This is a genomic window from Lentzea sp. NPDC042327, from assembly GCF_040647275.1.
Lineage (GTDB): Bacteria > Actinomycetota > Actinomycetes > Mycobacteriales > Pseudonocardiaceae > Lentzea.
This window is the reverse complement of sequence record NZ_JBEZBX010000027.1, coordinates 16,467-40,309: the sequence shown is the minus strand read 5'-3', so window position 1 is coordinate 40,309 and position 23,843 is coordinate 16,467. Positions and strand designations below refer to the sequence as shown.

Sequence of the window (23,843 nt, the reverse complement as noted above, 5' to 3'; positions counted from 1 at the left end):
GCCAGCCGCATGAGCAACCATGGTCCCGGGCCGGGAACTTCGGTGGCAGAGGTGATGCATGGTCGAGCAACGCATGTCGGTCGCGACCCATTGGGGCAGTTTCGTCGCCGTGGTCGAGTCCGGCCGGTTGGTGCGGATCGAGCCGAAGCCCGGTGACCCCGCTCCGTCCCCCATCGGCCCCGGGATGGTGCGGGCCGCCGACGACAGCGCGCGCGTGCTGCGCCCCGCCGTGCGCAAGGGCTGGTTGGACGGCGAGCCGCGCGACCGCGGCACCGCCAGGGGCTCCGACGCCTTCGTCGAGGTGAGCTGGGACCGTGCGATCACGCTGGTGAGCGACGAGCTCCGCCGGGTCCGCGCGGAGCACGGGGACAGCGCGGTGTTCGGCGGGTCCTACGGGTGGGCGAGCGCGGGCAGGTTCCACCACGCGCAGGGACAGCTGCACCGGTTCCTGGCGCTGGGCGGGGGCTTCACCGACTCGCGCAACACCTACAGCACCGCGGCTCTGGAGGTCATCCTCCCCCACGTGATCGGCGGGCACCCGTGGAGCTACCAGAGCCGGATGCCGATGTGGGACGAGATAGCCGAGCACTGCGAGCTCGTGGTGGCGTTCGGCGGGCTCGCCCTCAAGAACAGCCAGATCAACCCCGGCGGGCTGGCCCGGCACCAGACGCGGGACCTGCAGCGCCGGTGCCGCGAGGCCGGCGTCCGGTTCGTGAACGTCAGCCCGATCCGCAGCGACACCGCCGGGTTCCTCGACGCCGAGTGGCTGCCCGTCGTCCCCAACACCGACACCGCCGCGATGCTCGGCATCGCACACACGATGCTGGTCAACGGCTGGCACGACGAGGACTTCCTGAGCCGGTGCTGCGTCGGGTTCGACCGCTTCGCCGCCTACCTGACCGGCGAGCTCGACGGCGTCCGCAAGGACGCGGCCTGGGCCGCGGGGATCACCGGCCTCGACCAGGACGTGCTCACCGGTCTCGCCCGCCGCCTCACCGCGCAGCGGTCACTCATCATGGTCAACTACGCGGTGCAACGCGCGGACCACGGTGAACAACCGATCTGGATGTCCGTCGTGCTGGCCGCCATGGCGGGCTCCCTGGGCCGGCCCGGCTGCGGCTGGGGTGCGGGCTACGCGACGATGGACGCGACGGGCGTCGCTCCGGACCGCCCGTTCGTGGGGACCATCCCCGCGGTCCCCAACCCGGTTCCCGACTTCATCCCCGTCGCCAGGATCGCCGACGCCCTGCTGCACCCCGGTGAGGTCATCGACTACGACGGCAGCAGGCTCACGCTGCCCGAGCTCCGCCTCGTCTACTGGTGCGGGGGCAACCCGTTCCACCACCACCAGGACCTGCACCGGTTGACCCGCGCGTGGCAGGTTCCCGACACGGTCGTGGTGCACGAAGCCTGGTGGAACACGACGGCCAAGTTCGCGGACATCGTCCTGCCCGTCGCCACCAGCCTCGAACGCGACGACTTCGCCGCCGGTTTCTCCGACCCCCACCTCGTCGCGATGCCGAAGGTCCGCGAGCCCGCCGGCGAGTCGCGCACCGACCACCACATCTTCGCCGACCTGGCCGCCCGGCTCGGGTACCACGAGGAGTTCACCGAGTCGCGCTCCGAGCTCGACTGGGTCCGCCACCTCTACGAGGAGACGAAGGCCCAGCTCGGTGACACCGCCGCGCTGCCGGACTTCGACGACTTCTGGCGCAGCTCCACCGCCGCGCTGCCGGCCTCGACCGGACCGTTCCCCGGCAGCTTCGCAGCCCTCCGCTCGGATCCGCGGCAGTTCCCCCTGACCACGCCGTCGGGCCGGATCGAGATCTTCTCCGAGGAGATCGACTCGTTCGGCTACGACGACTGCGCAGGGCACCCCACGTGGTTCGAGCCGGTGGAGTGGCTCCGCGCCGGGCTGGCGGACCGGTTCCCGCTGCACCTGATCTCGAACCAGCCCGCCTCACGCCTGCACAGCCAGTACGACAACGGCGGCCACAGCCTCGCCTCGAAGATCCGCGGGCGCGAACCCGTGACGATCAACCCCTCGGACGCCGCGGCGCGCGGCATCGAGGACGGCATGGTCGTGCGCGTCCACAACGACCGGGGGAGCTGCCTCGCGGGCGCGGTCCTGTCGGACGACGTCATGCCCGGTGTCGTGCAGCTGTCCACCGGAGCGTGGTGGGACCCGGTCGAGCCGGGCGTGAGCGGGACGCTGGACCGCCACGGCAACCCGAACGCCCTCACCGCGGACCGGCCGTGCTCGCGCCTGTCCCAGGGACCCAGCGCCCACAGCGTTCTCGTCGACGTCGAACCCCATGACGGCCCGCTCCCCGACGTGCTGGCCTTCACCCCGCCGCGGATTCTGGGTGATCAGCACCAAAACCCGTTGCGGCACACGTGAACCTCCTCTTTCGAGTTACGTGCGGCGAAGTTCTCCCCGGAATGCGTGACACTGGGGATCATGGCGATCACTCGACGCATGTTTGTCAGCGGCGCAATGGCGGCGCCTGTTCTCGCGCAGCTGCACGGAGGGACGTCCGCGAGCGCGAGCCCGACCGCTGACGCGGCGTTCACCCTGCTGGACGGACTGGGTGAGATGCGGCTGACCGACGTCGCGCGCGAGCGGCTCGCGACGGAGAAGATCGAGGTGCAGGCCCTGGCGCCGGCCACCGCGATCGTGGGGGCGGACGGCACGACCGTCGTCGGCGTCAAGCTCCCCCCGGAGTACAGCACCGGCACCATCAGCCCGGTGGGGCAACCCGGGAAGGGGTCCGGACGCGCGCTGGGCGGGGTGGTGCTGCGCAACGCGAAAGCCCGGATGGAGATCGCCGGAATCCGGGGGTCGGTTCCGGACGGGCGGGTCTTCGCCTTCCTGAAGATCAACGACCAGTGGGTCGGCGAGCTGCCGCTGTACGCCGGCGATGTCAGCGCGGTGAGGCTGTCCGTGCAACCGGGGGCGCCGGGTCAGCCGACTGTGATCAAGGGCAGCAACATCCCGATCACCCCCACCAAGGAGGGCGTGGACGCCTTCACGAAGGCATTCGGCGTTGCGTTGTTCTCCGTCACGGACACGGTGTTCACCGCGACGGGCGGGGGCCGTGCGTGGCCCGTGCCGGACTCACTGCCCGTCTGACCACTTCGGAACGACGACCACCGGCGCACCGGGAGAACCCCGTGCGCCGGTGGTCGTCTTCGTGTCAGTTCACCCCCATGACGGCTTCCCAGGGGTGGGTCCTGGTCGTGGCGATGGCGACGGCCTGGAGGCGGCTGGCGCGCAGGAAGGGGTAGGCGGCCTCACCGTGCGGGCCTCCGCTGTCCCCGGTGCCGCCGAGCCCCGGCGTGTACGGGGCGTGGGCCATGTGGGAGTCGTTGACCTTGAGCACTCCCCCGTTGGTCACCGCCGTGGTGAACCGCTCGACCACCTCCCGGCTCTCCGCCCACAGGGAGTTGCGCAGACCGAACCTGTTGCCGTTGAGGAACCCGATGCAGCGGTCGAGCAGGTCAGGACCGTCCTCCGGCACCACCACCGACAGCAGCGGGAAGAAGCACTCCTCGCGCACGGCGGACATGGTCTCGGCGAGCTCGAAGCCGTCGATGCGCACCACGGTCGGTTCGATGAACAGCCCCTGGGGATCGGGTTCGCCGCGCAGGTCGATCTGCGCGCCACCGCAGACCTTCGTGGCGCCCGCGCGCAACGCCTCGTCGAGGCAGCGCCGGAAGGCCGTGGCGCGCAGAACGGGGCTGAGCACCGTGTCGGAGTCCTCCGGGTCACCGGGGCGCAGCGCGGACGCGGCCTCCCGCAGCCGGGCGAGCAGCTGGTCGGCGACGGCGGGGTGGACGACGGCGTACTTCGGGCCGATGCAGGCCTGGCCGGAGGCGTAGAACGACTCGACCAGCGCCGCGGTGGCATGTTCGAGGTCGGCGTCGTGCCACACCAGCAGGCCGTCGTTGCCGGACAGCTCCAGGATCGCCCGCTTGCCCCGCTCCACGCACTCGCGTTCCAGTGCCAGCCCGCGGGCGCTGGAGCCGAAGTAGTAGATGGTGTTCACCAGCGGGCTGTCCAGCCACTGCCGCATGGTGATCTCGAAGTCGGCGCACAACACGTTGATCGTTCCCGGCGGCGCCCCGTTCGCCTCCAACGCCGGGATGATGACGTTGTGCAGCGCGTGGGCCAGCGAGCTGGCACAGCTGCGCGGCACCCGGATCACCACGCTGTTGCCCGCCAGCAGCACCAGGGAGGCGATCAGCCCGTACAGCGGGACGTTGGCCGGCGGGTCGACGCAGACCACGCCGTCGGGCTGGCGTTGCAGCACGATCGTGTGGTGCGGCGTGCTGATCTCCTGCCGCAGCAGGGAACGCGCCAGCTCCAGGCTCTCCGGGCGGACGAGGTGCAGCACCGCGTTGAGCTGCGCCTCCGCCAGCAGGCGCGGGCACCCCTCCATGCGCATCAGCCGCGCGAGCTCCTCGCGGTGCTCCAGGAACCTCTCGTACAGGTCGCCCACGCACGCCAGGCGGTCGGTGAACGGCACCAGGCGCAGCCGTGCCGCCGCCTCCGCTGCCGCCCGCAGCGCTGCCTGCCCCTGTTCCGGCGTGGACAACGCGACCGAGCAGAGGACGTGCGGGTGGGCGTGCACCTCCTCCTCGGTGCCCTCGCGGAGCAGGCGGAACAGGGACGCCGCGGTGGTCCCGCCGGGGTCCAGGACGGCGCGCACGCTCATGCCGTACGCGCGTTCGTCGGTGTCGACGAGCGCGCCGCCGATGTAGAGCGGGAAGTGCCGCACGGTCGTCTGGGTCACTGGTCGTCCTCGGTCTTGAAGTAGGTGGCCAGGGAACGGGCCAGGTCGTCGATGCCGGTGCTCGCGACCACCCGCATGACCGGGATCTCCCGGCCGAACCGGCGCCGCATCTTGGTGACCAGCTCCGCACCCATCAGGGAGTCCACGCCCAGCTGGTCCAGCGGCCGGTTGCGGTCGATGCGGTCCGGTGCGACGCCCAGCACCTCGGCGAGCGTCTTCACGACGTGGTCGGCGACGAGCTCGACCGCCTCGTCCACCGAGGCCTCCCGCAGCCGGGCGACCAGGTCCTCGTCCTCGCCGTCAGCGGTCTGGTCGCCCCCTGTCAGCTCGCCGAGCCTCGGGGTGGTGAGGTGGGAGTAGAGGCGGCGCAGGAACTGGCCGTCGTGGCTCCACACCAATGCCACCTCGGGACCGCCGACCAGGTCGTCCAGCGCACGGCGCACCGCGCGCAGCGGCAGCAGGTTCAACCCCGCCCTGGTCACCGTCTTGGCCGTGGTCTCGTTGCGCGCGACGTAGCCGACCTCGGCGAGGGCACCCCAGGCGATCGCCTGCCCGGCCAGCCCCCTGGCGCGGCGAGCACGGGCCAGCGCTTCCAGGAAGAGGTTCCCCGCGCAGTAGGCGGCCTGACCGGCGTTGCCCACCACGGCCGCCCCCGAGGAGAACAGGAGGAAGAGGTCGAGGTCGTGGTCACCGGTGAGGCGGTCGAGGACCATCGCGCCGGCCATCTTCGGTGCGAGCACGGCGCGGAACCGCTCCGGCGTCAGGTCCGCGATCATCGCGTCGTCGAGCACCATCGCCGCGTGCACCACGCCCCGCAGCGGGGCGCCACCGCCGTCGATTGAGTCGATGACAGCGCGCATGGCGGACTCGTCGGTCACGTCGGCGGCGTGCACGGACACCGCCACCTCCCGCGCGGTCAGCTCGGCGACGAGGTCCCCGGCCCCCGGCACGGCCGTTCCCCGCCGGTTCACCAGTGCGAGGTGCCTGGCCCCGCGGTCCACGAGCCAGCGCGCCGTCTCGGCGCCGAACCCGCTCGCGCCACCGGTGACCAGGTAGGTGCCGCACGGGTCGGCCGCGAAGGCGCTCGACCGGGCAGCCCGCTCGACCGGTGGCCGCCGGTCGAAGGTGACGACCAGTTTGCCGATGTGCCGGGAGTGCTGGAGGGACCGGAACGCCTCTGCGGCCTGGGCAGCCGGGAACGCCCGGTGCGGGATGGGGTGGACGGCTCCCGACCGGACGTGGTCGATGATCCGGTCGTGCTCGGCGGCGATCTCCTGCAGCCGGTGGCTGCCCAGCTGGTCGACGTCCACGGCGAAGTAGCTGATGTTGTTGCGCAACGGGAACAGCGAGACGTTGCGGTCGCTGTAGAGGTCGCGCTTGCCGAGCTCGACGAACCGGCCGCCGAACCGCAGCAGCTCCAGGCTGCGCCCGATGAACTCACCGCCCAGCGAGTTCAGCACCACGTCGACGCCCTGCCCGCCGGTGACGGCGAGCACGTCGGCGGCGAAGCTGAGGCTGCGCGAGTCGAAGACGTGCTCCACGCCGAGCAGCCTGAGGAAGTCGCGCTTCTCCTCTGTGCCCGCGGTGGCGATCACCGCGGCACCCAGGTGGCGGGCGCACTGGAGGGCTGCCAGCCCGACGCCACCGGCGGCGCCGTGCACCAGGACCGTCTCGCCCTTGGCGAGCCCGGCCTGGTTCACCAGCCCGTAGCTCGCGCTGATCAACGCGACGGGCATGGTCGCCGCGGCGACCAGGTCGATCCCGTCGGGCACCGGTCCCACCAGGTTCTCGTCCGCCAGCACGTGCGAGGCGAAGGAACCGGCGACGGACCCGAAGACCCGGTCACCCGGCCGGTACCGGGTCACGCCGGGGCCGACCGCCGTGACCACTCCCGCGCACTCGCCGCCGAGGTGCGTGCCGGTCATGCCGGCCTCCACCACCCAGCCCGGCAGCAGCCCGACCGCGAGCAGCGCGTCGCGGTAGTTGATGCCCGTCGCGCGGACCTCGACGGCGACCTGTCCGGGGCCGGGTTCCGGCATCTCCGCGGCCACCCACGCCAGCTCGTAGGACGGTCCCGCGTCACGGGCGATGAGCCGGTACGGGGTGGCGGGGTCGTCGGCAGCCGGTGCGGGCAGGTCGCGCAGCCGCGGCACGAACCGGCCCGACGCGGTGAGCACCACCTCGTCCTCGTCCGCCGGATCGAGGACCTCACGTGCGATCCGGTCGACCGGGACGTCGGGCCCGGCCGACACGCGCCGGATGCCGAGCAGGCTGTGTTCGGCGGCCACGGTGCGCGTGGCGCCCCAGAACGCGGCGCCGGCCGGGTCCGCGGCCCCCTCGGGCGCCGGGTTGACGCCGGTGGGGCGGCTGACCAGCCAGAGCCGCGTCACCGCTCCTGCGGGGAGCTCGGCCGACCTGACCGCGAGCGCGCGCACGAGCTCGAACCGCCGGGTGGTCGCCTCGACGGCGGCCGCCGGGTCCGGACCGGTCTCGGCGAGCACGAGCACCACATCGGTCTCGGAAGCGGTGAACCAGTCGGCTGTGCCGGTGCCGGCGGTGGTCCGCACCGCGTCGGCGCCCAGCTCCGCCAGCCTCGTCGTGAGCGTCGCGGCCAGTCCGTCGTCGGTGTCGTCCTCGGCGACGACCACGACACGGCCGGTGGTCGCGACGCTCGTCGCCTCCTGCACCGGAGCGGTGCGCGGCACCCTGCTCGCTGTCGTCAGCGAGCACAGCTCGCCTTCGAGGACCGTGCGCGCGGCGTGGAAACCGTTGCCCGGCAACAGGTCACGCCACTGCTGAGCGGACAGCACCGGCGAGGCGGGCCGCAGGTCGAGGTCGGTCATCGACCAGAACTCCGGTACCAGGCCGAACGGCAGGGCGAGCAGCAGCGGGTCGTGGGCCTCGACGAACAGCAGACGTCCGTTGTCGGTCAGCACCTCCGACACCGCGCGCAGCGCCGCACGCACGTCCTTGGCCGCGTGGAGGGCGTTCCCGGCGACCACCACGTCGAAGCCACCTGCCTCGACGTCGGGCTGGTCGAGGTCCAGGGTCCGGTACTCGACGAAGTCGTACCGCGCGAACCGTGCCTCCGCCGGAGCGAGGCAGACCTGCGAGACGTCCGTGAACACGTACCGCGTGCGGTCCGCCGGCAGCACGGGCAGCAACGCCGCGGTCAGCGCACCGGTGCAGCCGCCCACCTCGAGAATCCTCAGTGGACGATCCGCCGGCCACGCCTCGACCAAGGCGCGCATGACCTCCGCGGCGGCCTGGTTGCAAGACCGCAGTGACGGAGACAGGTCGTAGTAGTGCGCCAGGGTGTCGCTGCCGTGCGCGGGAGAAAGGATGTCCAGCGCGTCGCGTTCACCGCGCAGCAGTGCGGCCAGGTGCAGGCCGCACCGGCCGAACAGGGTCAGGTCCGCGACGTGCTCGGGGAAGTCGGTGACCAGGCCCGCGAACGCGGGTTCGGCGACGTCGGGGCGGATCCGCCAGCGGGTGCGCCCCTGGAACTCACCGAGCCACTCCAGGTGGTCGTGGTCGGCGGCGAGTCCGGTCAGCAGGTCGAGCAGGCGGCCGAACTCCGGGCGCACTCCGGCGGCCAGCAGGTCGTCGGTGAAGAACACCTCCGCGCCGTCGAGGATGGTGGTGAACGCGCGCACCGTGAAGGCGGCGGTCGCCGCGAGCCGCCGTCGCCGCAGCTCCGCGTACCCGGTGACCGGCCGCCCCTCGACCAGGGGCGACGGGCAGGGCACCGCCGCGGTGGGCGGCAGGCCGCGCGGTGCGGCGCGGAGCTCGGTGTGCTGGCGCAGGACCGCGCGCCGGCTGGGCACCTTGACCCGCAGGAACCGGCAGTCGAGCAGTTCCAGCTGGACGGTGCCCGCGTCGTCGGTGAGCGTGATGTCGGCCGAGGCCCAGGACTCCGCGAGCGTGCGGCAGCGGAAGTGCACGGCGCCGGTCTTGGTGGGCGGGCTCCACAAGCGGGCTGAGCCGACCGCCACGGGCAGGTAGGAGTCCTCGTCGGCGACGTGGCCGCGGCGGATGCGGCCGAGCTGGATCGCGGCCTGCGGGGCGACGTCGGTCCACGCCGGGTGCGCGTGGAACCCGGTGAGGTCCAGGTGGCCGCAGTCGTAGTCGGCCAGCACCTCCGTGCCGTCGACCCACAGGTCGGAGATGACGAGGAACTCGGGGCCGTAGCCGAGGCCGATCCGCTCACCGTCGGCGTACAGCGTCTCCCGGTCCACGTGCTCGCCCCTCCCGGCGAACCGCGTGCGCAGCTCGGCCAGGTCGAGCGGTGGCGGGGCCGGGGCCACCCGGCGGCGCACCCGCCCCCGTGCGTGGGTCAGCCACACCTTCCCCTCGGCCGAGCACGTGGCGACCCGGAAGACACCGTCCTCTTCGGACAGCGACACCTGCATGCGGGGCAACACGGACTCGTCGTCGGGAGCCACCAGCGGCTTGGTGATGTGCAGTTCCCTCACCTCCGCCGGTCCGTCGAACACGAGCTGTCCGGCCGCCCAGCCCATCTCCAGGTAGCCGGCCGCCGGCATGATCGGCGTCCCCGCCGCCCGGTGACCGGCCAGCCACGGCCACCGCGCCGGGTCCACGGTGGTCTGCCACGTCGGGTCGGAGACGGCGACCCGGTCCCCGAGCAGCACGTGGTCGGGCGGCGCGCTGGCACCGCTCCAGGTGTGCTGGTCGCCCAGCCAGAACCGCTCGCGCCGCCACGGGTAGGCGGGCGACGGCACGACCCGGCCCCGGCGGGGGAAGAACCGTTCCCCCGCGATCGGCACGCCCGCGGCCAGCGCGGACTCCACCGAGCTCAGCAGAGCGGCCGGTCCGGGCTCGTCGCGGGTGAGCGTCGGCAGCACGGCGAGCACGCTGTCCTTCGCCGCTCGCTTCAGGTACGTCCGCAGCACCGGTTTCGGCCCGATCTCGATGATCGTGTCGAACCCGGCCGCGACCAGGTGGTCGGTGGCCGCAGCGAACCGGACGGGCTCGCGGACGTTGCGCCACCAGTACCCGGCGTCCAACCGCTCCCCCGCCAGGGGCGCGCCGGTGACCGTGGAGACGAAGTCGACGGTGGCGGCTTTCGGCGCCAGACCGGCCAGGTCCGCCAGCAACGGGGCGCGCACCGGTTCCATCGCCGTGCTGTGGAACGGGTAGTCCAGTTCGAGCAGGCGGCAGAAGACCTCGCGCTCGGCCAGCCGGTCGGCGAGGTCGTGCAGATCGGCCCTCGGCCCGGCGACCGTGACGTCGTGCGCGCTGTTGATCCCCGCGATCTCCACGCGCCCGTCGTACCGTGCGAGCAGGGCCTCGGTCTCGTCCTGCCCGAGGCTGACCGCGGCCATGGTGCCGGTGCCCGCGGTGGTCGCCTGGGCCCGGCTGCGCGCCACCACCAGCCTCACGGCCTGCTCCACGTCGTAGATCCCGGCGGCGAATGCGGCGGCGACCTCACCCACGCTGTGGCCGTACACCGCTTCCGGCCGCAGGCCGCGTTCCGCGAGCACCGCCACGATGCCGGCCTGCACCGCGAAGAGAACGGGCTGGACCACGCTCGTGTCGTGGAACCGCGGCTCGGCCGACCGCAGCTCGTCGGCGACCGTCCAGCCGGCGAGCGGCGCCAGCACGGCGTCGATTCCGGCGACCGCGGCGGCGAACACCGGGTCGGTGTCGACGAGGTCGGCCGCCATGCCGGCCCACTGCGCGCCATGGCCGGAGAAGGCGAAGGCGACGCGGCCCCGCTCGGTCGCCCGCTGCGGCGGAACCTGCTTCGCCAGCCGTTGCCGCGCCTCGTCCGCGTCGGCGGCGAGCACCACCCGGCGGTGGGCGTGCTTCCCCCGTCGCTGGGAGGAGGTGTAGGCGAGGTCGGCGAAGTCCGTGCAGTCGGCCAGCCGCCGGTCCATCCGGGCCACCGCGTCGGCCAGGGCGGCCTCGGTGTGCGCCGAGACGACGATCGGCACCGCGGTCGCCACGCGCAGCGCGGGCGGAGCCGCGGGTGGTTCCTCCAGGACGACGTGGACGTTCGCACCGCCGAACCCGAACGAGTTCACCCCGACCAACCGGCCCTCCGCCGGCCGCGACCGCTCCACCGGCGTCAGCGCCAGGCCGTCGAAGTCGATCTCCGTGCTGCGCGGGCTCGCGTGCGGGGTCGCGGGGATCTCGCCGTGGCGCAGCACGAGCACCGCCTTGCACAGCCCTGCCATGCCCGACGCCGGTTCCAGGTGCCCCAGGTTCGCCTTGACCGAGCCGATCGGGAGCGCCGCGCCGGTCCGGCGGAGTCCGAGGGCGCCGCCGATCGCCCGGCACTCGACCGGGTCGCCGATCGGCGTGCCGGTGCCGTGCGCCTCCAGGTAGGCCAGGTCGTCCGGGTCGAGCTCGAACCGGTCGTAGACCTGGCGCAGCAACGCTTCCTGGGCCGCACAGCTGGGCAGCACCAGCCCGCTGGTGTGCCCGTCGCTGTTCGTCCCGGACCCCGCGATCACGGCGTGGACGCGGTCGCCGTCGGCAACCGCGTCGGCCAGGCGCTTGAGGACCAGCACGCCACCGCCCTCGGCACGGACGTACCCGTCGGACTGGGCCGAGAACGGGCGGCACCGCCCGGTCGGCGACAGGAACCCCGCCTTGGCGAACCCGACGTAGGTGATGGGGTTGAGCAGCAGGTTGACCCCGGCGGCGAAGGCGACGCGTCCGCCGCCGTGCCGCAGGTGCTCGCAGGCCAGGTGGACCGCGTTCAGCGACGAGGCGCACGCCGTGTCCACCTTCAGACTGGGCCCGTGCACGTCGAACTGGTGGGACAGCCGGTTCGCCGTGTTGGACAGGGCCGCCCCGGAGTTCGTGTAGGGACCGACCGCGGACGGGATGAGCATCTGCTGCCCGCCGTAGTCCAGCGCGGACACGCCGACGAACACGGCGGCATCCGTACCGGCCAGCGCCGCCGGGTCGATCCCGGCGTCGTCGAGCGCCTCGACACCCAGCTCCAGCAGCAGCCGCTGCTGGGGATCGATGCACACCGCCTCACGCGGGCTGATCCCGAAGAAGTCCGCGTCGAACCCGGTGATGTCGTCGAGGTAACCGCCCGCGAACGTGTAGGACTTGCCCGGCCGCATCTGGTTGGAGTCCCAGTACCGCTCGACGTCGAACCGGCCGGGCGGCGGCGCCCCGACCGCCTCACGCCCCGCGGCCAGCAGCGACCACAGCCCCTCCAGATCGCCGACCCCGCCGGGAAAACGACACGCCACGCCCACGATTGCGATCTTGTCCAGCACGCCCGGATCATTTCGGACCGCGGGTGCCGGATCCACGCTGGCGCAGGCACTCACCCGGATGACCAACCCATCAGGTGACACCGCCACCGCGTTTCGGTGGTGAAGCCGTCGGGAAGCCCGATGATCGACCGTGAGGAGGGCGATGGATCCCCGGAGTCGCAACGGCCTTGTGGGCATGGTCCTGGCGGCGGCTGCGTCGCTGACGACCCTGCTGCTCGGGTGGCCCCTGGTCGTGCCGATCCTGCTGTTCGCCGCCGGATGGCTGCTGGGGGGCTACGTGGTGTGGAACTCCCTGCGCCGCCGCTGACGCGAGACCACGTGCTGCTCGCCGGTGTGCAGCGGCAGCCGGCCGTCAGCACGTGAAGTGACCTGGGACACGTCGTGTCACGAAGTCCGGCGACGCGCCGTCTCCATGCCGATTCCCGAAAGACGGAGGAGGCAGTCATGGCCGGCAGCACGCACGTGGTCGTTATCGGTGGCGGGTACGCGGGTGTCATGGCCGCGAACCGGCTGACGCAGCGCGAGGACGTCGCGGTCACGTTGGTCAACCCGCGGTCCGAGTTCGTGCACCGGGTGCGCCTGCACCAGCTGGTGGGCGGGTCGGACGCGGCGGTCGTCGCGTACGAGGACGTTCTGGCGCAGGGCGTTCGGCTCGTGGTGGACGCGGTGGACGTCATCGACGCGGCCGGGCGCCGGGTGCGGCTGTCCGACGGCTCGGCGCTCGGCTACGACTACCTCGTCTACGCCGTGGGCAGCGGCAACGCCGAGCCGGACGTGCCGGGGGCGGCTGAGTTCGCGTTCCCGATCGCCACGCTGGAGACGGCGCAGCGGCTGCGTTCGGTTCTCGCCGACACGGCCCTCGCCGCGCCGGTGACGGTGGTCGGAGCCGGTCCCACCGGCATCGAGACCGCGGCCGAGCTGGCGGAGCTGGGCCGCCGGGTCACGCTGGTGTGCGGCGGTGTTCTCGGCCCGTACCTGCACGCCCGCGGCCGGCGCGCGGTCGCACGGCGGCTGGCGGCGCTCGGCGTGACCGTGGTCGAGGGCGGCGACGCGAAGGTGACGGCGGTGACCAGGGACGCCGTGCGGCTGGCCGACGGCAGGGAGCTGGCGAGCGCGGTCACCGTGTGGACGGTGGGCTTCGCCGTTCCGGACCTGGCGTTGCGCAGCGGTCTCACCACCGACACGGCGGGCAGGCTGCTCACCGACGAGACGCTGACGAGCGTGGACGACGAGCGCGTCGTCGCGGCCGGGGACGCCATGGCGCCGTCCGGTCTGGCACTGCGGATGAGCTGCCTGAACGCGATCCCGACGGGTGCGCGCGCCGCCGACACCGTGCTCAGCCGGCTCGCGGGCGAGCAGCCGGAGCTCCTGCACCAGGGCTTCTACGCGCAGTGCATCAGCCTGGGCCGCGCGGCGGGCATCTTCCAGCTCGCCACCAGGTCCGACGTCGCGGTCGGCGTGCACGTCGGCGGCAGCCTCGGCGCCAAGGTCAAGGAGAGCATCTGCAAGGGCATCCCCGACCACCTGGCCGACGAGGGGCGCAAGCCCGGTTCGTACCGCCTGCACCGGCTGCGGGGCGGTGCCGAGAAGCGCCGGCGGCTGCTGGACGCGCACCGCGCTGAGCTCCAGGAGCCGGCCGAACAGCGGGTCTGACCGTCACGCGAGGGAGGCGGCGATCTTCGCGACGGTCGCTTTGGCGGTCGGCCCGACGCCGATGAGCGTGGCGGACGCCGGACCGGTCCAGCTGCCGTACCCGACCAGGTGCAGGCGTGGTTCCTCGACCGCGGTGGTGCCGTCGACGGCGATGCGGCCGTTGGCGGCGCGCAGCCGCAACGGTGCGAGGTGGCCGAGCGCAGCCCGGAAGCCGGTGCACCAAAGGACGGCGTCAGCGTCGGCGAGGACGCCGTCATCCATCGGTGTGGCGACGAGGAGGCCGCTGTCGCGTGCCTCCCGCACGGCCGGCACCGCGACGATGTCACCGAGCTCGCCGACGCCGCCGTGGCGGGTGGCGATGTCGAACAGGGCCTTGCCGTCGATCTCGTCGGGCATGTACCGCGGTGGCCGGCGGGTCATCCACGTCAGCTCGGCGTGAGGCAGCAGGTCGGCCGCGATCTGAGCACCGGAGTTGCCGCCGCCGACCACGACGACCTTCCGGCCCGCGAACTCCTGTGGGCCGGCGTAGTCCACGGTGTGCAGCTGACGCCCAGGCAGCCGCACCGACGGCCGGAACGGCCGCCACCACGTGCCGGTCGCGCTGACGACGTGCCGTGCCGACCACGTTCCGTTGTCGGTGTGGACGAGCAGGCCGTGCTCGTCCCGGCCGACCTCGCGCACCTGGACCGGCCGCTGCACGGGGATGTCGTAGCGCTTCTCGTAGGCGGTGAGGTAGTCGACGACGTGCTGCGCGGTCGGGTAACCGTCCGGGAACGGCGACATCGGCCAGCCGGGCAACGAGCTGTGGCGCGCGACGGAGAACAGCCGCAGCGAGTTCCACGTGAGCGGCCAGGCGCCGCCCGGCACGGGTCGTGCGTCGAGCACCACGTGGTCGATGCCCGCGCGGCGCAGGTAGAAGGCAGCAGCGAGCCCCGCCTGCCCGCCGCCGATCACCACGACGTCAGAGCTGGGCACGAGCTGCCCAGCGACGCCGGAGCCACAGGCTCACGTAGACGAGTGCGACGAGCACCGGAACCTCGATCAACGGACCGACCACGCCCGCGAGCGCCTGCCCGGAGGTCACGCCGAACACTCCGATCGCCACGGCGATGGCGAGCTCGAAGTTGTTGCCCGCCGCGGTGAACGCGAGCGTTGTGGTCCGCTCGTAGGAGAGCCCAGCGGCCTTGCCCAGCGCGTAGGAGCCGGCCCACATGATGGCGAAGTAGACCAGCAGCGGCAGAGCAATGCGGGCGACGTCGAGCGGGCGGCTGGTGATGTTCTCGCCTTGCAGCGCGAACAGGATGACGATCGTGAACAGCAGCCCGTAGAGGGCGATCGGGCCGACGCGCGGCAGGTACTTCGACTCGTACCACTCCCGGCCCTTCGACCGCTCCCCCAGCTTGCGGCTGAGGTAGCCGGCCAGCAGCGGGATGCCGAGGAAGATGAGAACGGACTTGGCGATCTCCCACGCGGAGAAGTCGACGGATGCGGTGTCCAAGCCGAGCCGGCCGGGTAGCAGGTCGAGGTAGAACCAGCCGAGCACACCGAACATGACCACCTGGAACACCGAGTTCAGCGCGACGAGCACTGCGGCTGCCTCACGGTCGCCGCAGGCCAGGTCGTTCCAGATGATGACCATCGCGATGCAGCGGGCGAGGCCGACGACGACCAGTCCGGTGCGGTACTCGGGCAGGTCGGCCAGGAAGGTCCAGGCCAGCGCGAACATCAGCGCGGGCCCGAGGACCCAGTTCAGCACCAGCGACAGCAGCATCGTCCGCCGGTCGCGGGTGACGGTGCCGAGCTCGTCGTAGCGGACCTTCGCGAGCACCGGGTACATCATCAGCAGCAGGCCCAGGGCGATCGGCAGCGACACCTCGCCGATCCGCACCGCGTCCAGCACGCTCTGCAGGCCCGGCGCCAACCGGCCGAGCAGCAGGCCTGCGACCACGGCGAGGCCGATCCACACCGGCAGCAGCCTGTCCAGGAAGGACAGTCGGTGCAGCACGTCCGGTGCTGCGGTCTGAGTGGTGCTCAACGGGTTCTCCGGGATGTGGTCGGGTCAGTCGCAGCAGGTGCTGGCGTCGCGCAGCGGCCCGCCCGGCGCCAGCACGGCCGCCAGCGCGTCGATCGCGGCGTTGTCGACGCGGTACCAGCTCCACGTCCCGCGGCGTTCCCTGCTCAGCACACCGGCCTGCACGAGGATCTTGAGGTGGTGGCTGAGTGAGGACTGCGGCATGTCGAACTGGTCGGCGAGGTCGCAGAAGCACGCCTCCTGCCCCTGCGTCCGGCGCACCAGCCCGACCAGCTCGACCCGGATCGGGTCGCCGAGCGCCTTGAACAGGCGGGCGGCGGTCGTCGAGTCGAGCAGCACCTGGTCCTGGCTCGTCATGGCGTGAACCATAGCGACTTGGATTGACAAAAGTCGATACAGCGGGTGTGATCCGCATCGACAAACTCCGGTCCGAGGAGAGCGCCGTGTCCCACACCCCCGAGGTGCTGTTCGTCTGCGTGCACAACGCCGGCCGCTCACAGATGGCCGCCGCGCTGTTGCAACACCACGGCATGGGCCGCATCGCGGTGCGCTCCGCCGGGTCGGCGCCGGCGGAGGAGGTCAACCCGGCCGCCGCCGCGGCGCTGGCCGAATGGGGGCTGGACATCACCGCCGAGGTGCCCTCGAAGCTCACGACCGAGGACGTCGAGGCGTCCGACGTGGTGATCACGATGGGGTGCGGTGACACCTGCCCGGTGTTCCCCGGCAAGCGCTACCTGGACTGGCAGCTCGACGACCCCGCTGGCCGGGGCGTCGACGCGGTGCGGCCGATCCGCGACGACATCGACCGGCGGGTGCGCGCCCTGCTCGCCGAACTGCTCGGCTAACGCGGCACGCTGGCGGTCGACAACGCGGCCGCCAGCACCCCGACCACCCCCAGCACGACGAACACGGCCGCGTAACCACCCAGCCACGCCGCCAGCGCACTGCCCGCCCACGGTGCGACCGCCGACGTGAGCATCACCGGCGCGGTCAGCAGGCCGTTCAACCGTCCGTAGTGGACAGCACCCCACCGGTCCGTGATCGCGGTCGCCTGCACCAGCGTGAAGATCCCGCGCGTGACGCCGGCGAGCACCGACCCGGCGACCAGCAGCAGAGCCGGTCCGGGCACCACGCCCAGCGCCACCGTCACCGCCGCGCTGACCAGCAGCACCAGCAAGGTCCGCACGCGCACCGACGTCCGCGCGGACAACCTGCCGTACCCGAGCCTGCCGAGCACCTGGCCGATCCCGCCCAGCCCGAGCGCGACAGCGGCCGCGGTCGTCGTCATGCCGCGGTCGGTGAGCAGCGGCACGAGGTTGATCACGACGGCGTACACGCTGAACGCGGCCAGGCTCATCGCGACCACGAGCACCAGGAACGGCCTGCTGCGCGCCACCACCGACGGGGTGTGGACGGTTTCGTGCTCGACCGCGGGCCACGGCAGCCGCAAACCCAGGAAGTGCAGTGGAACCGTTGTGACGGCGAGGATTCCGGCCAGCACGAGGTAGGTGCCACGCCAGTCCAGGCGGTCGTTCAGCACGGCCGTCAGCGGCGCGAACACCGTGCTGGCCAGCCCGCCGACCAACGTCACCGCGGTCAGCGCCGTGACCCGGCGCGTTCCGTACCAGCGGGTCAGCGCGGCGAACGCGGGCGCGTAGAACACCCCGGCCATGGCAACGCCGGTCAGCAGCCACGCGGCGGAGAACCACACCGGCGAACGCGCACTGGCCAGCGCGACGAGCGCGACCACGGCGAGGGCGGAACCGGTGGTCATGATGGCGCGCGGCCCGTGCCGGTCGAGCAGCCTGCCGACCGGGATGCCGACCAGACCCGCCACGACCTGGCTGGCGGAGAACCCGGCCGTGATCGCCGCGAGCGACCACCCGGTGCGCGCGCTGATCGTGGGCAGCAGGACCGGGAACGCGTAGTAGAGCACGCCCCAGCTGATGATCTCGGTCGTGCACAGCACGACCAGCACGCGCCGCACCCCGCGGTCGACGCCGGGCCGCGCCGTCGTGGTGTCAGCCGACAAGGCCGCTGCACTCTCCGGCGGGAGCGTCGAACACACCCGCACCACCGCACACCCCGGTCTCCGGCAACACGAGCTCGACCCGCCCGGCGGCCTCGTGGTCCCCCGCGATCCGCGCGACCACCGAACGCACCTGCTCGTAGCCGGTCAGCGCGAGGAAGGTCGGCGCACGGCCGTAGCTCTTCATGCCCACCAGGTAAACGCCCGGCTCGGGGTGCCGCAACTCGCTTTCACCATGTGGGTAGACCGTGCCGCACGAGTGCACGTTCGGGTCGATCAGCGGCGCCAGCCCCGTCGGCGCCTGCAGCACCGGGTCGAGGTCGAGCCGGACCTCCGACAGCCACGACAGGTCCGGCCGGAACCCGGTCAGCGCCACGACCTCGTCGAGGCCGCCGACCTTTCGTCCGTCGAACGACTCCAGCGTCAGCCTGCCGTCGTCTTCGCGCTCGACCGCGGCGGTGCGGAACCCGGTGACGATCTCGACGCGACCGGCGTCCACCGCCTTCTGCGCCTTCAGTCCCAGGGCACCACGAGCCGGCAGTTGGTCGGCTTCTCCGCCACCGAACGTCGTGCCGACCGAGCCCCGGCGCAACAGCCACACGATCGTCGCACCCAACTCCGGTTCCGCGAGTGCGACGAGAGCGGTGAGCGCCGAGTGGCCGCTTCCGGCGACCGCGATCCGCTTTCCCGCGTACCGATCGCGCTGCGCCGCGAGGTCCGGTGTCCGGTAGCTGATCCGCGCTGCCTTCTCCCCTTTGGCCGGCAGGCCGTCGCCGCCCAGGGGGTTGGGCGAGTTCCACGTGCCGGATGCGTCGATCACCGCTCGTGCCGCGATGCGCTCCTCACCGGACTCGCTGTGGACGTGCACCGTCAAGGGCTCGGTTTGCCGGCCCGCGTCCACCACCCGGTCCCGGCCACGCCGTGCGACACCGACCACGCGCGCACCGAACCGGACGCGGTCGCCGAGCGCCTCGGCGAGCGGTGCGAGGTACAGGTCGACCCAGTCCGCGCCGGTCGGGCAGGTGCCGGTCTGCGGGCGTACCCATCCTGTTGCGGTGAGCAGCTTTTCGGCAGCGGGGTCGATCAGCTCGTCCCAGCGTGAGAACAGGCGGACGTGGTTCCACTGCGACACCGACGCTCCTGCCCGGTCGCCCGCTTCCAGCACGAGGACGTGCTCGCCCCGCTGGACCAGATGTGCTGCCGCGGCCAGGCCCGTGGGGCCGGCGCCTACGACGACGACCGGGTGATCGCTCACTGCACGACTCCTTGCATCGAAGAGTTTCGAAGCAAGACTCTATCGATCGTCTTCGATGGAAGCAATCATCGATCGGCGTCGATGGTCGCATTGGACGTTGCCCGCCGTGCGGACGCGACACGCCGGCTGCTGTCCGACCGAGTCGAGAACGCGACCCTGTCGTTCCTGCCGGGCGGGATCGTCCTCAACCCAGCGCAACGGTCACGTGGTGCGCAGTGGTCGTGCAGCCCGACGTGGTCGGTCTGGCGAGCGCACGCCGACCAACGTCAGTACAGGTCGGCAAGGACGAGCGTGCTCTCCTCCATACGGGCCCGACCGCTCTCGATCAGATCAGCGGCACGCGCGAGGAACGCCGTCAGCGACGGCGCGATCGGCTCCCCCAGGTCGGGAACGTTCGGCCGGAACACGACCTGCCCCACCGTCCCCAGCTCACCGGGCTCCAGGTCCAGCAGGTAGCAGTCGCCCTGGAACGCGAGGAACGGCAGCCAAGACCGCGACCACACGGTCCACCGGTAGTGGGCGGGCTGCTCAAGAGGCGTGGCCATGTCCTCTACGACCTCGGTCAGCATCCGGTGCATCTCGATGATCTCGTCCACGGGCAGGAAGTGGAGGTAGTTGATCGAGCCGTACAGCTGGTCGGGGTCGTCCTGACCGTCCGAGGCCCGCAGCAGCGCGCACAGCTCCTCCGGCAGCACGAGGCCGGTCGCGGCGGCGAGCCGGTCCAGGTCGTCCTGGGTTGCGCCGGGCCGGAACGGCGCGGTGTCGGGCAGGTGCCCCTCGATGGCGGCTCGCAGCCGCGTGAACTCCTGGACGGTCTCGTTCATACCGGCAAGTCTGACCTGTGGTCGTCCGGCGCGTGCACCGACCGGATCTCACCGCTCACCCGTACCGCGACACCAGCGCCCTGCCGATCCCCGCCAGGTGCTCCCGCACGCCCGCGGGACCGGTCACCTCCACCCACTCGACCAGCCCCGCGAGCTCACCGGCCACCACGTGCTCGTCCCGTCCGCGGATCACGACCTCCACCCGTCCGTCCGCGGCAGCCCCTCCCACCTCCAGCCGGCCACCGAAGGCGATCCGGAGCACGCCCACCGCACCAGGCACGCACACCGCCCGCACCTCCAGGGGTGCCCGCTTGCGATCGACCTCGTCGGCGATCTCGCGCCAGCTCTCGGCGAGGTCGAAGTCCGCCGGTCGGTGCGCGGGTTCGCCGGTCACGTCGACCGACGTCACCCGATCGACCCGGAAGGTCCGCCGACCGGCCTCGGTGTGGGCGACGAGGTACCACGACTGTCCTTTGGCGACGATGCCCAGCGGGTGGACGGTCCGTTCGGTCGGCGCCTGCTCGCGGTCGACGTAACCGAGGCGCACCTGGAGGCCGCGGATCACCGCGTCCTGGAGCGCGTCGAGGGAACGAGGTGGTGGCGGGAACGAGCCCGACCCCCAGTGCCGCGGGTCCACGACCACCGACGACGCCGCCGCCTCGGCCTGCACGCGGAACGGTTCCGGCAGGGCGTGCACGAGCTTGCGCAGGGCTGTCTTCACGGCCGGGGTCGCGACCGAGGCCGGCCCGGCGACCAGGAACAGGGCGCGGGCCTCCCCCGCGGTCAGGCCGGACAGGTCGGTGCGGGCGCCGCCCACCAGGCGCCAGCCGCCGCCACGGCCCTGCGTGGAGTACAGGGGTATGCCGGCCACGGCCAGGGCGTCGAGGTCGCGGCGGGCGGTGCGTTCGGAGACCTCCAGCTCGCGCGCGACCTCCGCTGCGGTCACCTGCCCACGGCGTTGCAGCAGCAGGAGGACGGCCACCAGCCGGTCGGTTCGCACGCCGGACAGATTTCCACGGAAAGCGGTCACGGGATGACCGGTTTCGGTCAGCAGGATCGCCGCATGACCTCACCGACCGCGTTCCCCGAGCCCACCCTGATCCCGGTCAACGGCGTGGAGCTCGAAGTCTTCGAAGCAGGCCGGCACAACGCGGGCAAGCCGATCGTGCTCTGCCACGGCTGGCCGGAGCACGCCTTCTCGTGGCGCCACCAGATGCCCGCCCTCGCCGAAGCCGGGTACCACGTCATCGTCCCGAACCAGCGGGGGTACGGCCGCTCGTCACGGCCTGCGGGGGTGGCGGACTACGACATCGCGCACCTGACGGGTGACCTCGTCGCGCTCCTCGACCACTTCGGCTACGAGGACGCCACGTTCGTCGGGCACGACTGGGGCTCGTTCGTCGTCTGGGGGCTGGCCCTGCTGCACCCGAAGCGGGTGAACGGGGTGGTCGGCCTCAGCCTGCCCTACCAGGTGCGCGGCGACCGGCCGTGGGTCGAGGTCGTGGAGGAGGTGCTCGGGCCCGACTTCTACTTCGTCCACTTCACCCGGCAGCCGGGCGTGGCGGACGCCGTGTTCGACGCGAACACGCACCGGTTCCTGCGCAACCTCTACCGCAAGAACGAGCCGCCCAGGGCGCCGAGGCCGGGCATGGCGCTGATCGACCTCGCCCGGCAGGAGACGCCGCTCGGCGAGCCGCTGCTGAGCGACGACGAGCTGGCCGTCTACGTGGCCGCGTTCGAGTCGACGGGCTTCACCGGCAGCGTCAACTGGTACCGCAACCTCGACCGCGACTGGCATCTGCTGGGAGAGGCCGACCCGGTCGTCCACCAGCCGGCGCTCATGATCTACGGCGATCGGGACGCGGTCGCGAGGTTGGAGAACCTGACCGACTTCGTGCCCGGTGCGGAGGTGGTCAGCCTCGACTCCGGCCACTGGATCCAGCAGGAGAAGCCGGAGGAGACCACGGCGGCGATCCTGGACTGGCTGGAGCGGCGGGGTTCCTGAACGTCCTCGGGCTGTCGAAAAGACCTCCGCCCGTTCGACGTGTCCGCGAGAGCACGGTTGAGGCGGAAGGACACGAACCATGGGACTCGTCATCTGCGACATGTCGATCTCGCTCGACGGCTACGTCACCGGTCCCGGTGCCAGTCGCGACAACCCGTTCGGCGACGGTGCCGGCAGCCTGCACGACTGGCTGTTCGAGGACCCGGCCGACGCGGACCGCCGGTACCTCGAGGAGGCGGTCGCCCTCTGCGGCGCCGTGGTGATGGGCCGCACGTCGTTCGACAAGACCGTGGACGCGTGGGGTCCCGGCGGCCCGGCCCCCGGCTGTCGGAGCTTCGTGGTGACCCACACCGCGCCGGCGGGGGAGCACCCCGGCTACACCTTCGTCACCGACGGCGTGGCGAGCGCGATCGAGCAGGCCCAGGAGGCGGCCGGCGACCGGTGGGTCGGTCTGCACGGCGCCACGGTGATGCAGCAGGCGCTGCCGCTCGGACTGGTCGACGAGATCTTCGTGCACGTGGTCCCGTTGCTCGTCGGCGGCGGCACACCGCTGTTCGGCGCGCTCGGCTCCGCGATCAGGCTCGAACGCGTCGAGACGCACCACTCCCCCGCCGTCGACCACCTGCGGTACCGGGTCGTCAGGTAGCGGCCCCGGCCGGGAACGCCTGTTCGGAACTGTTCCGAACAGGCGTTTCCGTTGTGCCGACCGATCTTCCGGTCCGAGGGTTGAGGCCGTTCGGTTCGACTCACGGAAGGTTGGTCATGGCTTCGTTCAAGGCTTTGTTCGCCATCGCGGCGCTCGCCGCCGGTGGTGTCGCGATCCCGGTTTCGGCTTCCGCGTCCGACGTCGGCGCGCTGGCGTGCAGCCAGCACTCGCACTCGGCGAAGGACACCTTCAACCGAGGCCGTGCGGCCAAGTCGAGCATCCCGATCCGGTCCGCCGGCCCCTACTCGGGCTGCAGCATCGACGGGTACGTCGACAACACGGTCAACCTGCACTACCACTGCTACGTCACGAACAGCGCGGGCAACACCTGGACCTGGGTGCGCGTCGTCGACCAGCCGGTGGCCGGCTGGGTGTGGGACGAGAACCTCGTGGGCGGCGGGTCCGCGGTCAGGTGCTGACCAGCGTGAACCGCTGGTCCTCCTCGCCGGAGCAGTGTTGCTGGGCGAGCTCGGAGCCGGCGACGAGGTCCGACGGGCCGCCCAGCACCCCGATGCACAGACCGCTGTGCACGGGCCGGAGGCGGTAGCCGCCGCCGTCGTCGTCGGCCTCGAACAGGAAGCGCTGGTGTGCCGCGCCCGTGCAGTTGTGCGGTGACACCAGCGCCTCCGCCTCCAGCTTCGCGTCGTCCACGCCCAGGCAGCCCACGCCGTGCCTGGGGTGGAACCACTCGATCTGGAACGTGTCCGGTGCGACCTCGGTCAGCGACGTCTCGGGCACGACGCCCTCGCACGGGCGCAGCACCGCCAGCTCGCGGTCCGTCCGGCCGTTGCGCTCGCGGCCCTCGCCCACGCACAGGTCGCCGACCTTCAACAGGGAGCGGCCGTTGCGCGGACCCGTCGGCCACAGCAGGAAGGTGGCCGTCGCGGCGATCACCACCACGAACCCGATCGCCAGCGGCACCACGAACCTGCGCCGTTTGCGAGGAGTGGGAACAGGGGGAGGTGGCTCGATGCCCGTCGCGAGGCGCTGACGGGCGTCGAGCCACTTCCGCACGGCGTCGTCGTCGAGACCGCAGGCGCGGACGAATGCGGACACCAGCTGTTCGCGGGGCAGGGAGGAGCGGTTGAGCGCCGTCGCGGTGGTGCTCGACGGCAGCACGTCGCCGACCGCCGCGGCCTTGCCTTCCAGCTGGCGGAACGTGTACCCCGACCACTGCCGCAGGCGGCGCAGGCCGGCCACGAAGTCCGCCGCGCTGGTGATGTCGTCCGGGTCAGGAGGAGTGATGGCCACGTCACCGCAGAGTGCCGCAAGCCCGTCGAA

General features: G+C 72.1%; 18 protein-coding genes. 8 read left to right on the top strand and 10 right to left on the bottom strand.

What is annotated here, in order from left to right; genetic code table 11:
* Positions 1-58: 58 nt before the first annotated feature.
* Together AB0A63_RS38715 and AB0A63_RS38710 are read left to right on the top strand one after the other, a co-directional pair.
* Positions 59-2,401 (top strand): molybdopterin-dependent oxidoreductase, encoded by a 2,343-nt coding sequence (locus AB0A63_RS38715; protein ID WP_360401141.1) that lies wholly within the window; start codon positions 59-61, stop codon positions 2,399-2,401.
* 96 nt (positions 2,402-2,497) lie between these two features.
* Positions 2,498-3,133: a hypothetical protein gene (locus AB0A63_RS38710; protein WP_360401138.1), complete on the top strand. Its 636-nt coding sequence runs from the start codon at positions 2,498-2,500 to the stop codon at positions 3,131-3,133.
* 64 nt (positions 3,134-3,197) lie between these two features.
* Here AB0A63_RS38710 and AB0A63_RS38705 read toward each other — a convergent pair whose 3' ends face one another.
* Together AB0A63_RS38705 and AB0A63_RS38700 are read right to left on the bottom strand one after the other, a co-directional pair.
* Positions 3,198-4,796: an aldehyde dehydrogenase gene (locus AB0A63_RS38705; protein WP_360401135.1), complete on the bottom strand. Its 1,599-nt coding sequence runs from the start codon at positions 4,794-4,796 to the stop codon at positions 3,198-3,200.
* Positions 4,793-12,058, bottom strand: a complete 7,266-nt coding sequence (locus tag AB0A63_RS38700; protein ID WP_360401132.1) for an SDR family NAD(P)-dependent oxidoreductase — start codon at positions 12,056-12,058, stop codon at positions 4,793-4,795. The genes AB0A63_RS38705 and AB0A63_RS38700 overlap by 4 nt, the downstream gene beginning before the upstream one ends.
* Positions 12,059-12,200: 142 nt before the next feature.
* Here AB0A63_RS38700 and AB0A63_RS38695 point away from each other — a divergent pair, with 142 nt between their 5' ends.
* On the top strand, positions 12,201-12,365 hold the full coding sequence (locus tag AB0A63_RS38695) for a hypothetical protein (RefSeq protein ID WP_360401129.1): 165 nt from the start codon (positions 12,201-12,203) through the stop codon (positions 12,363-12,365).
* A gap of 137 nt (positions 12,366-12,502) precedes the next feature.
* Positions 12,503-13,711, top strand: coding sequence for an FAD-dependent oxidoreductase (locus AB0A63_RS38690; protein ID WP_360401126.1), 1,209 nt, complete (start codon positions 12,503-12,505; stop codon positions 13,709-13,711).
* 3 nt (positions 13,712-13,714) lie between these two features.
* Here the strand turns inward: AB0A63_RS38690 and AB0A63_RS38685 are convergent, their stop codons facing one another.
* Genes AB0A63_RS38685 through AB0A63_RS38675 form a run of 3 tightly spaced genes read right to left on the bottom strand, consistent with a single transcriptional unit; the run spans position 13,715 to position 16,100 of the window.
* Positions 13,715-14,686, bottom strand: a complete 972-nt coding sequence (locus AB0A63_RS38685; RefSeq protein WP_360401123.1) for an ArsO family NAD(P)H-dependent flavin-containing monooxygenase — start codon at positions 14,684-14,686, stop codon at positions 13,715-13,717.
* Positions 14,673-15,746 (bottom strand): ACR3 family arsenite efflux transporter, encoded by a 1,074-nt coding sequence (gene arsB / locus AB0A63_RS38680; RefSeq protein ID WP_360401119.1) that lies wholly within the window; start codon positions 15,744-15,746, stop codon positions 14,673-14,675. The genes AB0A63_RS38685 and arsB overlap by 14 nt, the downstream gene beginning before the upstream one ends.
* A 24-nt stretch (positions 15,747-15,770) precedes the next feature.
* Positions 15,771-16,100 (bottom strand): metalloregulator ArsR/SmtB family transcription factor, encoded by a 330-nt coding sequence (locus AB0A63_RS38675; RefSeq protein WP_360401116.1) that lies wholly within the window; start codon positions 16,098-16,100, stop codon positions 15,771-15,773.
* Between the two features lie 86 nt (positions 16,101-16,186).
* Here AB0A63_RS38675 and AB0A63_RS38670 point away from each other — a divergent pair, with 86 nt between their 5' ends.
* Positions 16,187-16,588: an arsenate reductase ArsC gene (locus tag AB0A63_RS38670; protein ID WP_360401113.1), complete on the top strand. Its 402-nt coding sequence runs from the start codon at positions 16,187-16,189 to the stop codon at positions 16,586-16,588.
* Here AB0A63_RS38670 and AB0A63_RS38665 read toward each other — a convergent pair.
* From AB0A63_RS38665 to AB0A63_RS38650, 4 genes are all read right to left on the bottom strand, one after another.
* On the bottom strand, positions 16,585-17,775 hold the full coding sequence (locus AB0A63_RS38665) for an MFS transporter (RefSeq protein WP_360401110.1): 1,191 nt from the start codon (positions 17,773-17,775) through the stop codon (positions 16,585-16,587). The genes AB0A63_RS38670 and AB0A63_RS38665 overlap by 4 nt on opposite strands.
* Positions 17,765-19,027: an FAD-dependent oxidoreductase gene (locus tag AB0A63_RS38660; RefSeq protein WP_360401107.1), complete on the bottom strand. Its 1,263-nt coding sequence runs from the start codon at positions 19,025-19,027 to the stop codon at positions 17,765-17,767. Before AB0A63_RS38660 ends, AB0A63_RS38665 begins: the two co-directional genes overlap by 11 nt.
* Positions 19,028-19,293: 266 nt before the next feature.
* Positions 19,294-19,851 (bottom strand): SMI1/KNR4 family protein, encoded by a 558-nt coding sequence (locus AB0A63_RS38655; RefSeq protein WP_360401104.1) that lies wholly within the window; start codon positions 19,849-19,851, stop codon positions 19,294-19,296.
* Between the two features lie 55 nt (positions 19,852-19,906).
* Positions 19,907-20,851: a WYL domain-containing protein gene (locus AB0A63_RS38650; RefSeq protein ID WP_360401101.1), complete on the bottom strand. Its 945-nt coding sequence runs from the start codon at positions 20,849-20,851 to the stop codon at positions 19,907-19,909.
* A gap of 63 nt (positions 20,852-20,914) precedes the next feature.
* On the opposite strand from AB0A63_RS38650, the gene AB0A63_RS38645 reads away from it, so the two are divergent.
* The 3 genes from AB0A63_RS38645 to AB0A63_RS38635 all read left to right on the top strand — a co-directional run bounded on the left by AB0A63_RS38645 (position 20,915) and on the right by AB0A63_RS38635 (position 22,981).
* Positions 20,915-21,856, top strand: coding sequence for an alpha/beta hydrolase (locus AB0A63_RS38645; protein WP_360401098.1), 942 nt, complete (start codon positions 20,915-20,917; stop codon positions 21,854-21,856).
* 79 nt (positions 21,857-21,935) lie between these two features.
* Positions 21,936-22,502, top strand: a complete 567-nt coding sequence (locus tag AB0A63_RS38640; protein WP_360401095.1) for a dihydrofolate reductase family protein — start codon at positions 21,936-21,938, stop codon at positions 22,500-22,502.
* Positions 22,503-22,618: 116 nt separating this feature from the next.
* Complete coding sequence (locus AB0A63_RS38635) at positions 22,619-22,981, top strand: hypothetical protein (protein WP_360401092.1); 363 nt, start codon at positions 22,619-22,621, stop codon at positions 22,979-22,981.
* On the opposite strand, the gene AB0A63_RS38630 is transcribed toward AB0A63_RS38635, so the two are convergent.
* Positions 22,971-23,813, bottom strand: a complete 843-nt coding sequence (locus AB0A63_RS38630) for an RICIN domain-containing protein (RefSeq protein WP_360401089.1) — start codon at positions 23,811-23,813, stop codon at positions 22,971-22,973. The genes AB0A63_RS38635 and AB0A63_RS38630 overlap by 11 nt on opposite strands.
* Positions 23,814-23,843: the final 30 nt, after the last annotated feature.

Coding starts and splice junctions, on each gene's coding strand:
- AB0A63_RS38715 (WP_360401141.1), top strand. CDS start 59: ATGGTCGAGCAACGCATGTCGGTCGCGACCCATTGGGGCAGTTTCGTC.
- AB0A63_RS38710 (WP_360401138.1), top strand. CDS start 2,498: ATGGCGGCGCCTGTTCTCGCGCAGCTGCACGGAGGGACGTCCGCGAGC.
- AB0A63_RS38695 (WP_360401129.1), top strand. CDS start 12,201: ATGGATCCCCGGAGTCGCAACGGCCTTGTGGGCATGGTCCTGGCGGCG.
- AB0A63_RS38690 (WP_360401126.1), top strand. CDS start 12,503: ATGGCCGGCAGCACGCACGTGGTCGTTATCGGTGGCGGGTACGCGGGT.
- AB0A63_RS38675 (WP_360401116.1), bottom strand. CDS start 16,100: ATGACGAGCCAGGACCAGGTGCTGCTCGACTCGACGACCGCCGCCCGC.
- AB0A63_RS38655 (WP_360401104.1), bottom strand. CDS start 19,851: ATGAACGAGACCGTCCAGGAGTTCACGCGGCTGCGAGCCGCCATCGAG.
- AB0A63_RS38645 (WP_360401098.1), top strand. CDS start 20,915: ATGACCTCACCGACCGCGTTCCCCGAGCCCACCCTGATCCCGGTCAAC.
- AB0A63_RS38640 (WP_360401095.1), top strand. CDS start 21,936: ATGGGACTCGTCATCTGCGACATGTCGATCTCGCTCGACGGCTACGTC.
- AB0A63_RS38635 (WP_360401092.1), top strand. CDS start 22,619: ATGGCTTCGTTCAAGGCTTTGTTCGCCATCGCGGCGCTCGCCGCCGGT.